This is a genomic window from Ruegeria sp. YTSA226, assembly GCF_059609905.1.
In genome coordinates, this window is sequence record NZ_JBXWMQ010000006.1 from 105,881 (window position 1) to 117,130 (window position 11,250).

Consider the following 11,250-nt stretch of genomic DNA (forward strand, 5'->3'; position numbering starts at 1 on the left):
TAAAGATGCGGCAACGACCAGATAGCTTGACCGACAAGGCGCAGATACATTTCGATGTTCTGGTCGCGCCGGGCTATGTGCTGTTGGAGCTTGCCGCATTGATTGAGGTTCTGAGGCTGGCCAACCGCGTCTGCCCCAACCCGCCCTTCAGCTTTACCTATCGGTCTCTGAAAGGTGGGCCCATTGCCAGCAGCAGCGATGCGACGGTCCAAACTGAACCCGTATCAACCCATCCCAAGGCGGATTATCTGTTTGTGATCGGAAATTCCGACCCTGACCACCCCGATCTGTCTATCGGACGGGTTGTATCGGACTATACGTTCCGAGGCGCTCAGGTCTTTTTGCTGGCCGAAGCTGCCAGCCGCTATATTGACGAATTTGGCACCGCAGACATGGCGACCCATTGGGAAAACGCCTCTTTCCTGAGTGAACGCGGGGCCCGGTTCGAGGCGAAGCTGTCGATAGCCACAGAACAGGGCCAGGTCGTGACCTGCGCAGGGATGGAGGCGACAACCGATGTTGCTTTGTCCGTGATCGGACGCCACATCTCGGGGCCTGCCAAGATGACGGTGGCCAATATCATGCTGCACGAAAATATCCGCGACTTTTCATCGATGCAGCCTTTCTCGGGGGCGCAACTGACAGCTACTGGGGACGCCAAGCTGGATCAATGTATCAAGCTGATGCAGGCCAATATCGAAGACCCCTTACCCATCCAGCAGATTGTCGAGGCATTAAATCTTTCGAACCGATCGCTTGAGCGAAAATTCAAAGCTTTCTTTGGCACCAGCCCAAACGGTTTCTATCGCGAGATGCGGCTGGCGAAGGCTAACAACCTGCTGCTGAACACCACGATGAGCGTTCGGGAAATCGGTCTGGCCTGCGGCTTTCCGAACGGTTTCTCATCGGTTTACAAAAGCTTTTTCGGGGTCACGCCCTTTGTTCTGAGGCGCGAAAGACGGGCTGCGTCACATAGGTGAAAATCGCCCATAACATGACGCTTTTGGTGCATTTATTGTCGATCTTCCATGGCAACGTGCCCAAAACCTGATTCAGCGGAGTCCTCAGGATGGTTGATCTTCCAAACAAAGCCCGAGTTGTCATCATCGGCGGCGGCGTCATCGGATGCTCGGTTGCCTATCATCTGACCAAGAAAGGTTGGAGCGATGTTGTGCTGCTTGAACGCAAGCAGTTGACCAGCGGCACCACATGGCATGCGGCGGGTCTGATCGCTCAGCTGCGGGCCTCGTCCAACATGACCAAACTGGCGAAATACACGCAGGAGCTTTACGGCGCGCTGGAAGAGGAAACCGGTGTGTCCACCGGGCTTAGGCGCTGTGGATCGATCACCGTGGCGCTGACTGAGGAACGCCGTGAAGAGATCTATCGCCTGGCTGCCATGGCACGTGCCTTTGGCGTTGAGGTCGAAGAGATTTCCAATGAGCGCGTCAAGGAAATGTATCCGCATCTGAATGTCGAAGACGTCAAGGGCGCGGTCTATCTTCCGCTGGACGGGCAGGGTGACCCGGCCAATATCGCGCTGGCCCTGGCTAAGGGCGCGCGGCAACGCGGTGCCATTACCAAGGAACGGGTGAAGGTCACCGACATCACCAAACAAGGTCGCACTGTGACCGGTGTGGACTGGGTTGCCGATGACGGCAGCGCTTCGGGTCATATTGAATGCGACATGGTGGTGAACTGTGCCGGCATGTGGGGGCACGAGGTCGGCCGCATGGCCGGTGTGAACGTCCCGCTGCACGCCTGCGAACATTTCTACATCGTCACCGAAGGCATTGACGGACTGTCGCAACTGCCGGTTCTGCGGGTGCCGGATGAATGCGCCTATTACAAGGAAGATGCGGGCAAAATCCTGCTGGGTGCTTTTGAGCCCAATGCCAAGCCCTGGGGGATGAACGGCATCCCAGAGAGCTTTGAGTTTGACCAGCTGCCCGAGGATTTCGACCACTTTGAGCCCATTCTAGAAGCTGCGTGTAACCGGATGCCGATGTTGGCCGAGGCTGGGATTCATACATTCTTCAATGGACCAGAGAGCTTTACCCCCGACGATGCCTATCACCTCGGTCTCGCGCCCGAGATGGACAATGTCTGGGTCGCGGCGGGCTTCAACTCGATCGGCATTCAATCTGCAGGCGGTGCGGGCATGGCGCTGGCGGAATGGATGGATAGCGGCGAGAAACCGTTTGATCTGGGCGATGTGGATATCAGCCGGATGCAGCCGTTTCAGGGCAATAAGCAGTATCTGTTTGAGCGGTCGAAAGAGACGCTGGGCCTGCTGTACGCCGACCACTACCCCTATCGCCAGAAGGCCACCGCGCGGGGTGTGCGACGCACGCCGTTCCATCATCATCTGAAAGAGCAGGGCGCGGTGTTTGGTGAACTGGCGGGCTGGGAGCGTGCGAACTGGTACGCAAATCCTGGGCAGGAGCGCGAATACCAGTATAGTTGGAAACGTCAGAATTGGTTCGAGAACTCAGCTGCTGAACACCGCGCGGTGCGCGAGAATGTGGGCATGTATGACATGTCCTCTTTTGGCAAGATTCGCGTTGAAGGGCCGGATGCCGAGGCGTTCATGAACTATATCGGGGGCGGCGATTATTCGGTGCCGAACGGCAAGATCGTCTATACCCAGTTCCTAAACCGCACCGGCGGGATCGAGGCGGATGTGACGGTGACCCGTCTGACCGAGACCGCCTATCTGGTCGTGACCCCGGCGGCGACGCGGCTGGCGGATCAGACCTGGATGATGCGCCATGTGGGTAGCTTCAACGTGGTCATAACCGATGTTACCGCTGGCGAAGGCGTTTTGGCCGTGATGGGCCCCAATGCGCGCGCTTTGCTGGAAAAGGTCTCGCCGGCGGATTTCTCGAACGCGACCAACCCGTTTGGCACCGCACAAGAGATTGAGATTGGCATGGGCCTGGCCCGCGCTCATCGGGTGACCTATGTGGGCGAGCTGGGATGGGAGATCTACATGTCCGCCGATATGGCGGGCCATGTGTTCGAAACGCTGCATGAGGCCGGTCAGAGTATGGACCTGAAACTCTGTGGTATGCACATGATGGACAGTTGCCGGATCGAAAAGGGTTTTCGCCATTTTGGTCATGACATCACGTGCGAGGACAACGTCGTGGATGCCGGGCTTGGTTTTGCCGTCAAGGTGGACAAAGGCTGTGACTTTATCGGGCGCGAGGCAGTGATTGCCCGCAAGGAAAGCGGGCCCAAAAACCGTCTGGTTCAGTTCCGCCTGACCGACCCGGAACCGCTGTTGTTCCATAATGAACCGATCGTGCGGGACGGGGAATATGTCGGCTATCTCAGCTCGGGCAATTATGGTCATACTTTGGGTGGCGCTATCGGTATGGGCTATGTGCCCTGCGAGGGTGAGAAGGCGGCGAATGTTCTGGGGTCAACCTATGAGATCGACGTGTGCGGCGTGAAGGTAAAGGCCGAGGCGTCGTTGAAACCGATGTACGATCCGAAATCCGAACGCGTCAAAGTGTAATCAAATTGTCGGAGCGCTGCGGCGCTCCGGCTTTGTTCTGGTCTCACATATCAAATATTCTGATGAGCCGCTTCACAGTTTTCGCGGTTCCCAAGCATGTCCGGGTTGCCGTAAAGACGACCGGTACCCCCCGGGAGACCCGCAATGGCCAACGCAACACCCACACAGAATGCCGATACGCCAAAAGGCCTTGTTCTGGCGGTTACGGCCTATGTTTTGTGGGGCTTCTTGCCCATATACATGAAGGCGATGGCCCATATCGCGCCGGTTGAGGTTGTGGCGCATCGTATCATCTGGTCGGTGCCTTTGGCCGGGCTATTGCTGATCGCACTGGGGCGGACGCGGGATCTGAAGTCAGCTTTGCGCGATCCCAAGATGCTGGGCATGGCCTGTCTGACGGCTGCGTTGATATCGGTGAACTGGGCGATCTATGTCTGGGCCATAGCCAGTGGGCATGCGCTGGACGCAGCGCTGGGCTATTACATAAATCCGCTGTTCAGTATCGCGCTGGGCGCGGTGCTGCTGCGCGAACCTTTGAACCGGACCCAGCTGATTGCTGTTGGGTTGGCCGCAGCCGGGGTGGTGGTTCTTGTTGTAGAGGCCGGAAGCCTGCCTTGGGCGGCGCTGGGGCTTATGTTCAGCTGGGGGTTCTACGCCTTCTTCAAACGCTCGCTCCCCATCGGGCCAAATCAGGGGTTCTTGCTGGAAGTGCTGATCCTGCTGATCCCCGCATTGGTTTATGTGACTTGGCTGGGGGTCAACGGGACGGGGCATTTCGGGCTGGTCGCAACCGACACCATGCTGCTGGCCGGGGCCGGGGTAGTGACCGCTGTGCCGCTGTTGATCTATGCCAATGGCGCCAAGCTGGTGCGCCTGTCGACGATGGGCATCCTGCAATATATCGCGCCGACCATGATTTTTGTGACTGCCATCGCGGTTTTTGGAGAGCAGATTGACCGCGGCCGCATGATTGCGTTTCCGCTGATCTGGGTCGCACTTGTGGTCTACTCGATCCCGATGATCCGGCAGATACGCGCTCAGGCCTGACGCAGCAATTCGGCGGCTTTTTCGGCCCAGATCGCATAGGCTTTGGGGCTGGGATGATACCCATCCGAGGCGGCCAGCGCCGGGTCGTCGGGTAAATCAATGGACAGATGGCGGATTTGCGGGAAGCCGGTCGCAATCTGTTGCAGGCCTTGGTCCAGGCGGGCTGCCTGACGCCCCAGCACCCAGGCAAGCGGTTGCGGCAAGGCGGGAAACCGACCTATCTGGGGAACGGCCGTTACAATGACACGCCGGGCTCCAAGCTGGTCGGTGATCAGGTGCATCAGACGGGATTGGTGTTCGACAAACCGCTTTTTAGTGACGCCACGGGTGACGTCATTGACGCCAAGCGCCGTAATGGCGGCATCAAATTGATCTGTCAGACCGTCAAGGCGTTTCAGTGTATCCAGCGTTGTATGCCCTGTCATAGCCTCGAGCCGCCATTCGACACTGTGGCTTTTTGCTAGCTGTGCGACCAACTGCCCGGACAAAGCCTGCGCCTGGGTGCCAGCGCCAACACCTGCTGCCGAGCTGTCGCCTGCGATTAGCAACCGCAAACGCGGGCCGCGCCCTTCACGGCCTTCGCGCGGCCCGGTCGGTTCGGGCAGGAACCGCGCCTTTCGTCGAACTGAAATCCCCTGTGCCGCCAATAGTGGCAACAGCGGTAGTCTCAGAAACTGATCAGCTCCGATCCGGGCAGGCTTGGTCAACCCAAAGCGTCCTTAAAATTGATAAAGCGAGGGTCTTTTGCCACGCGTGCCATCATCTCGGTGCGCAGGGCTGCAATAGTTTTAAGTGGGCGCATGACCACTTCGAACTTTTCGATCAAGCCTTCATCATTCAGCCGGATCAAGTCCACTCCAACCGCATCCAGATCACCAACCTTGCAATGAAATTCCAACGCCCAGTCTTTGCCTTCACCCATGATCCGACGATAGCTGAAGTCCGAGAATACCTGCCCCACATGCCCCAGCAGAGCCGCCACGGGTTCGCGCCCGGCCCAGGTGCTGTAGTAGGTCGGCGGCAGAAAACGCACGTCTTCGGCCAGAAACTCGTGAATCAGACTTTCATCGCCTTTTGTGATGACATCTTTGAGTTGTTCGATTGTCGGGTGCATGGTTTCTCCTCCGAGTTGTCGCATCATTTGCTGAACTATTCAGTTCAGGCAAGCGCGACGTTGCGGGAGGTTGTGGCTTGCGATAGGCAGACCCGCATGAGCGAGACCTACGATCCCCCGAAAACACCGCTGGATGTGCTGCACGAAGATGCGCATCTGATTGTGGTGAACAAGCCCTCGGGGCTTTTGTCCGTACCGGGTCGCGGAGAGCATCTGGCCGATTGTCTGTTGACCCGTGTGCAGGCGGCGTTCCCGCAAGCCCTGCTTGTGCACAGGTTGGACCGCGACACTTCGGGCGTGATGGTTTTTGCCCAGACGCCCCATGCGCAGCGCAATCTGAGCATGCAATTTGAACAGCGTCAGACTCGCAAGACCTATATCGCCCGCGTCTGGGGTCTGGTCGAGGAAAAGACCGGAACCGTTGATCTGCCGTTGATTGTCGACTGGCCCAATCGGCCGCTGCAAATGGTGTGCCATGAGACCGGTAAACCTGCAGTGACGGATTGGCGTGTGGTCAAATACGAAGGCAACACCACCCGCATACGCCTGTTCCCGAAAACCGGACGCTCGCACCAGCTGAGGGTTCACATGCTGGCGCTGGGCCATCCGATTTTGGGTGATCCGTTCTATGCAAAAGGTGAGGCACGGGCCTTTCCGCGCCTCATGCTGCATTCCGAGGAATTGCGCCTGAAAAGCCCCGATAGCGGGACGTCGATGAAGTTTCGCGCCAAGGCCGGGTTCTAGGCTCAGGCGGGATTGGTCCAAAGCAGCTTGAGATTGCCCAACGAAAACCGTCTGGTGCGTTTCTTTGGGGCGCAGGGCTGGCGGCTGGCCATGATCTCGCGTTCGATTTCAAAGGCGCGCAGGGTATGGTCCTGGGACCAGCGTCCCAGTTGCAGTGTCATCATTACGTGATTGTCGAGGCTGGGCATCAGTAATCTCCTGTGAATTGTTGAACCAGCATCCCGCATCACTCCTGACAGCGCGTTGTCAGGGGGGTGTGCTAAGGTGTCAGCAGAGAAACCGGAGTTTGCCATGCGCCGTTCGTCCCGCCTGTTTGAAATCATCCAGATTCTGCGTGCCGCCGACGCTCCGGTTACCGCTGAGATGCTGGCGCAAAAGCTCGAAGTCTCGGTGCGCACGGTGTATCGCGACATCGCGGCACTGCAGGCCCAACGCACACCGATCGAGGGCGAAGCCGGCGTCGGGTATCTGATGCGGCGGGGCTATGACTTGCCACCACTGAACTTCGACGCTGAAGAGGTCGAGGCGCTTTGGGTCGGTCTGTCAATGCTGGCACGGACCGGCGACAGTACCCTGCAAGAGGCCGCCAAACGCATTTGCCGGAAAATAGAAGGCCTGCGCGCAAGTCCCGACTGGTTGCAGGTCGCGCCTTGGGGGGCTCCGGTTGATGATCCGGCCAAGGGCTGTATCCCGGTCGTGAATTACCGCGAAGCCATCCGGGACGAGCGCAAGCTTCGCCTCACATATGTCAGCTCGCAAGACGTTCGCTCCGAACGGGTTGTCCGTCCGGTTGCCCTGATCTATCACATCGAGTGCACGATGCTGGTTGCGTGGTGCGAATTGCGCAACGGTTTTCGCCATTTTCGGACCGATCGCGTCTGGGCCTGCGAAATGGTTGACGATCATTTCTGCGGCCAAGGGCAGCCGCTGCGGGAGATCTGGCAGGAGCAGAACCAATGGGGTTCCCCTGCCGAGGCCCATTGAGCGGCGGGTATTCGCCGATATCACCTGATTGTTGCTTGAGCCTGCGGGGGGGCAGCGCGATATACTGTGCTAAATAATGGGACCCGGCAAACGGGCCTCTGAGCAGAAGGTGATATCATGACGATTTCCAAGCTTGTTGTTTCTGCTGGGCTTTGCTCGGCCTTGTTCTTGGCGGGCTGCACCGACCCCGGAACGCTGAACTTGCCCTCGGACCCCAATCAAAATACCAAACAGGGTGCGCTTTTGGGTGGGTTGGTTGGTGCCGGTGTCGGGGCCATTGCGAACGACTCGGATCCGCTTTTGGGTGCGCTGGCTGGTGGTGCAATCGGTGCGGCAGGTGGCGGCCTTATCGGCAATCAACTGGACCGTCAGGCGGCTGAGTTGCGCCAGCAGCTGGCAAATGACGGCATCACAATCGTCAACGCGGGCGACCGCCTGATTGTTACCGTCCCCAACGACATCACCTTTGACACCGACAGCTCGACCGTGCGGCCTGCATTGCGTTCTGATTTGGTCCGGGTGGGTCAGAATTTGGTGAGATATCCCAACTCGGCCGTTCAGGTCATTGGCCATACGGACAGTGATGGCGAAGCCTCTTATAATCAGGCCCTATCTGAGCGTCGGGCTAGGTCCGTGGCGGATGTTCTGCAAGCCAATGGTGTGAACGGGGCCCGTATCAGCACCATCGGATTGGGTGAGAACCGACCTGCGGCCTCGAATCTCACACCCGAAGGGAAGGCGCGGAATCGTCGAGTTGATATCGAAATCATCCCCAACGGCAACACCTGATGTGACCGGGCACCGTCAAGGTGTCCGTTATTGCACATTGACTGCGCGTCAACTGGGCTTTGGCTGGCGGTGATCAGGGGCTACCTTCTGGAAAACGCCTGAACGGAGACCTTTTATGTCCGAACCGATCCTTCTGAGCCTGTCAGGTTCGCTGCGCCAAAATGCCACCAACCGAAAACTGCTTCGCGAGGCGGCGCGGCTGTTTGAGCCGGGCACTCATATCGAGGCTGACTTGAACTTGCCGCTCTATGACGGCGATCTTGAAGAAGGCGAGGGCATCCCCAAGGGCGTTCAGGTTTTGGCCGGTCAGATCGCCCGTGCGGATGCGGTGATCATTTCGACGCCGGAATATAACAAAGCGCCGTCCGGCGTGTTGAAGAATGCGCTGGATTGGGTAAGTCGCACCAAGGATAAGCCCTGGGCGAACAAGCCGGTTGCGGTGATGTCTGCCGCTGCGGGTCGTGCGGGCGGGGAACGTGCACAGATGATACTGCGCAGCTATATGGTTCCGTTCCAGACGCGCATCTTGCAAGGGCCGGAAATTCATCTGGCCGACAGTTCGAACGAATTCGACGCGCAGGGCAAGCTGGTTAACGAACGCTATGAAAACGCCCTTCGGACCTTGATGCAGAACTTGCGGTCAGAGGCCGGTTTCTGAAATTGCCGGTTTGCTTGCCCGTAAGGGGCAGGCCGCCTAATCTTGCGCTATGTCGATGGAAATTCAGACAGATGTGATGGACGCAGCCCGTGCTGGCGCGTTGCAGGTGGCGCTTGGGAAACAGGCAACTGTGAGGGGCGGCACTGCGTTGCCGCCGTTTTTTCATCACCTGTATTTCTGGACTCCGCAGCCACCCGGCCAACTTGGGCGCGACGGACATCCCAAAGTCGGGGGCCTGATCCCCGATATGGGCCTACCCCGCAGAATGTGGGCAGGCGGACGCTTGGAGTTTTTCGCGCCTCTGATAGCAGGTCAGTTAGCCGAACGGCGATCGCTATGTGAAAGTTCGAGTTCGAAATCGGGACGCACCGGCCCCTTGGGCTTTGTCACGTTGCGCCACGAGGTTTGGCAGAGCGGTGCGCTGCGCCTGACCGAATGGCAGGATCTGGTTTACCGCCAAGACCCCTCGGCAGATACGGCCACCCCTCCGGCACCACTGGCCAGGCAGGATGAAACCGAACATCGCGAGCTGTCCTTCGACAGCACAATGCTGTTTCGCTACTCGGCCCTGACATTTAACGGACACCGTATTCACTATGACATCGACTATGCCCGTGATGTCGAAGGATATGCCGGGCTGGTCGTGCATGGCCCGCTTTTGGCGCAGCACCTGATGTTGTTTGCGGAAGATGTGATGGGCCCATTGGCGCAGTTTTCTTTCCGCGCAACCTCGGCATTGATGCATTTCGAAACTGCGAGCCTGTGCCGGAGGGGCAATACCCTGTGGGTGCGTGCGGCAGACGGGCGCCAATGTATGATTGCCGAAGCCTCAGCCTAAATGTTTCTGCATGGTAATCGAGGTCGCCCGGGTGAACCCGGGATGCGCCGTTTCCGCCGTTTTGACAAAGCCCATCCGGGCAAAGGAGGCATGGTTTTCGACCAATTCGACCCGTGCCTTCAGTTCCAGCGTCGCAAAACCTATTTCAACCGCCCGCGCGGATGCCAGATCGACCAGACGCTGTGCCAGCCCCTGACCACGTCGGGTTTCGTCCACAGCCAGTTTGCTCAGATACAGACAGTCCTGTTTGGGTGTCAAAAAGACGACCGCATCCGGGCGATTGCCTATGATCCAAACCTCGTGGTCGCGGGCCTGTTGCCTAAGCGTTTCCTCGGTCAGGCGATGCATTGACGAGGGCGGGTCTATACGCCCCTCCATGAATGCAAAGCTGTGGCGGATCAGGCGTAACACCTGTGGCAATATCGGATCGTCCGGTTGCAGGCGAACTGGGGTGTCGTCGAGGGAGGTCACAAAGAAGCCTCGGGTTGAAAATCTGCGGGGATTTCATCGCGCCCTTCAAGCACCAGTTCGGCCATGACTTCTGCCACTTTGGGCGCCATACCAAATCCGATCTTGAACCCTCCATTGGCGATGAATTCTCCGGCGTACAGCGGATGTGCACCCAACATCGGCGCACGGCTTTTGCTGCGGGGTCGGACCCCGGCCCAGCGTTCGATCACTTCGGCACCGTGCAGGACCGGAACCGCCCGTGTGGCCCGGTCCAGGACATCATCCAGCGCCGCATCGGTGCTGGTCGGATTGTCATAATCCCGTTCCGAGGTTGATCCGATGGCCAATGTACCATCTGCATGCGGGACAATGTGAACGGCATCTGCAAACAGCTGGGAGACGTCCCCGGCATCGAACCGCAGCAAAGCCGCCTGTCCCTTGACGCCATTGCCGACCGTTTTGCCAAAGGCGTCGTTCAGTTCTAGCAGGCCAGAAAGCCCGGTGGCGTGAATGATATGCCCTTGATTGGCCGCATCGGTTTTGACCTCAACCCCCATCACCGCCAGCGCCGAAACCAGTGCAGAACATGCCCGCCTTGGGTGCATCCGGGCGCTAAGCGTGTCGTGGATCACAAAGCCGGTAGGGCTGGGAGGACACCACGACCCGACCTCATCCATTGCAACAACGCGCCATTCGGCCCGCCCCTGCCATAGCTCTGCGGCGGTGACCGTACGTGCATGGGCCAGATCCAGCGTGCGGCTATCTGCGATGGGCTGCAGCCTACCCAACCGGGCATATCCGGCTGAGACGCCTCCGGTCGCCTCAACCTGTTTCCAGAAGGGTTCGGCCATGATCAGGCTTTCGAATTGAAAAGCTTTCTTGGCATTCCAATTCTCGGGCACATGCGGGGCCAAAGCCCCGACAAGGCCGCCGCTGGACCCGGCACCGGGGCCAAAAGGATCTATGACCTGAACTTTTGCGCCGCGTCTAGCGCAGGCCCAGGCGATCGAAAGGCCAAAAATGCCCGCGCCTCGCACCGTCACATCGACCATTGCCATTCCCCTTTTCCTTGTTCAGTGTCGCGCCGCTTAGCTACAGGATTC

The 11,250-nt window shown here is 58.6% G+C and carries 13 protein-coding genes; 8 read left to right on the top strand and 5 right to left on the bottom strand.

Going from position 1 to position 11,250, the window contains the following annotated elements:
• Window positions 1-5: 5 nt before the first annotated feature.
• The 3 genes from AC2FFF_RS10990 (at window position 6) to rarD (ending at window position 4,570) form a co-directional block, all read left to right on the top strand.
• Window positions 6-980: a GlxA family transcriptional regulator gene (locus AC2FFF_RS10990; RefSeq protein ID WP_142637047.1), complete on the top strand. Its 975-nt coding sequence runs from the start codon at window positions 6-8 to the stop codon at window positions 978-980.
• A gap of 89 nt (window positions 981-1,069) precedes the next feature.
• A complete protein-coding gene (locus tag AC2FFF_RS10995) occupies window positions 1,070-3,523 on the top strand; it encodes a GcvT family protein (protein WP_281973078.1) in 2,454 nt (817 codons plus the stop codon).
• Between the two features lie 144 nt (window positions 3,524-3,667).
• Entirely contained in the window at window positions 3,668-4,570 is a 903-nt protein-coding gene (gene rarD, locus AC2FFF_RS11000; protein ID WP_281973079.1) for an EamA family transporter RarD, read from the top strand.
• Here rarD and AC2FFF_RS11005 read toward each other — a convergent pair.
• Window positions 4,561-5,277, bottom strand: a complete 717-nt coding sequence (locus AC2FFF_RS11005; RefSeq protein WP_246097232.1) for an SGNH/GDSL hydrolase family protein — start codon at window positions 5,275-5,277, stop codon at window positions 4,561-4,563. The two genes, rarD and AC2FFF_RS11005, sit on opposite strands and share 10 nt — an antisense overlap.
• The gene (locus tag AC2FFF_RS11010) at window positions 5,274-5,684 is read right to left on the bottom strand and encodes a nuclear transport factor 2 family protein (protein ID WP_281973080.1); all 411 of its coding nucleotides are present in this window, start codon (window positions 5,682-5,684) and stop codon (window positions 5,274-5,276) included. The genes AC2FFF_RS11005 and AC2FFF_RS11010 overlap by 4 nt, the downstream gene beginning before the upstream one ends.
• A 72-nt stretch (window positions 5,685-5,756) precedes the next feature.
• On the opposite strand from AC2FFF_RS11010, the gene AC2FFF_RS11015 reads away from it, so the two are divergent.
• Entirely contained in the window at window positions 5,757-6,428 is a 672-nt protein-coding gene (locus AC2FFF_RS11015) for an RluA family pseudouridine synthase (RefSeq protein ID WP_281973119.1), read from the top strand.
• 2 nt (window positions 6,429-6,430) lie between these two features.
• Here AC2FFF_RS11015 and AC2FFF_RS11020 read toward each other — a convergent pair whose 3' ends face one another.
• The gene (locus AC2FFF_RS11020) at window positions 6,431-6,616 is read right to left on the bottom strand and encodes a hypothetical protein (protein ID WP_142637040.1); all 186 of its coding nucleotides are present in this window, start codon (window positions 6,614-6,616) and stop codon (window positions 6,431-6,433) included.
• A gap of 103 nt (window positions 6,617-6,719) precedes the next feature.
• On the opposite strand from AC2FFF_RS11020, the gene AC2FFF_RS11025 reads away from it, so the two are divergent.
• From AC2FFF_RS11025 to AC2FFF_RS11040, 4 genes are all read left to right on the top strand, one after another.
• Window positions 6,720-7,412, top strand: coding sequence for a helix-turn-helix transcriptional regulator (locus tag AC2FFF_RS11025; RefSeq protein WP_271949714.1), 693 nt, complete (start codon window positions 6,720-6,722; stop codon window positions 7,410-7,412).
• Between the two features lie 117 nt (window positions 7,413-7,529).
• A complete protein-coding gene (locus tag AC2FFF_RS11030) occupies window positions 7,530-8,201 on the top strand; it encodes a YiaD family glycine zipper/OmpA-like lipoprotein (protein ID WP_142637036.1) in 672 nt (223 codons plus the stop codon).
• A 115-nt stretch (window positions 8,202-8,316) separates the two neighbouring features.
• Complete coding sequence (locus AC2FFF_RS11035) at window positions 8,317-8,859, top strand: NADPH-dependent FMN reductase (protein ID WP_271949716.1); 543 nt, start codon at window positions 8,317-8,319, stop codon at window positions 8,857-8,859.
• A gap of 49 nt (window positions 8,860-8,908) precedes the next feature.
• Window positions 8,909-9,697 (top strand): HTD2 family dehydratase, encoded by a 789-nt coding sequence (locus tag AC2FFF_RS11040; protein WP_271949717.1) that lies wholly within the window; start codon window positions 8,909-8,911, stop codon window positions 9,695-9,697.
• Here the strand turns inward: AC2FFF_RS11040 and AC2FFF_RS11045 are convergent.
• Window positions 9,689-10,168: a GNAT family N-acetyltransferase gene (locus AC2FFF_RS11045; RefSeq protein ID WP_271949719.1), complete on the bottom strand. Its 480-nt coding sequence runs from the start codon at window positions 10,166-10,168 to the stop codon at window positions 9,689-9,691. The genes AC2FFF_RS11040 and AC2FFF_RS11045 overlap by 9 nt on opposite strands.
• Window positions 10,165-11,205 (bottom strand): NAD(P)/FAD-dependent oxidoreductase, encoded by a 1,041-nt coding sequence (locus AC2FFF_RS11050; protein WP_281973082.1) that lies wholly within the window; start codon window positions 11,203-11,205, stop codon window positions 10,165-10,167. Before AC2FFF_RS11050 ends, AC2FFF_RS11045 begins: the two co-directional genes overlap by 4 nt.
• Window positions 11,206-11,250: the final 45 nt, after the last annotated feature.

Coding starts and splice junctions, on each gene's coding strand:
- rarD (WP_281973079.1), top strand. CDS start 3,668: ATGGCCAACGCAACACCCACACAGAATGCCGATACGCCAAAAGGCCTT.
- AC2FFF_RS11035 (WP_271949716.1), top strand. CDS start 8,317: ATGTCCGAACCGATCCTTCTGAGCCTGTCAGGTTCGCTGCGCCAAAAT.
- AC2FFF_RS11050 (WP_281973082.1), bottom strand. CDS start 11,205: ATGGCAATGGTCGATGTGACGGTGCGAGGCGCGGGCATTTTTGGCCTT.
- AC2FFF_RS11030 (WP_142637036.1), top strand. CDS start 7,530: ATGACGATTTCCAAGCTTGTTGTTTCTGCTGGGCTTTGCTCGGCCTTG.
- AC2FFF_RS11025 (WP_271949714.1), top strand. CDS start 6,720: ATGCGCCGTTCGTCCCGCCTGTTTGAAATCATCCAGATTCTGCGTGCC.
- AC2FFF_RS11010 (WP_281973080.1), bottom strand. CDS start 5,684: ATGCACCCGACAATCGAACAACTCAAAGATGTCATCACAAAAGGCGAT.
- AC2FFF_RS10995 (WP_281973078.1), top strand. CDS start 1,070: ATGGTTGATCTTCCAAACAAAGCCCGAGTTGTCATCATCGGCGGCGGC.
- AC2FFF_RS11020 (WP_142637040.1), bottom strand. CDS start 6,616: ATGCCCAGCCTCGACAATCACGTAATGATGACACTGCAACTGGGACGC.
- AC2FFF_RS11040 (WP_271949717.1), top strand. CDS start 8,909: ATGTCGATGGAAATTCAGACAGATGTGATGGACGCAGCCCGTGCTGGC.
- AC2FFF_RS10990 (WP_142637047.1), top strand. CDS start 6: ATGCGGCAACGACCAGATAGCTTGACCGACAAGGCGCAGATACATTTC.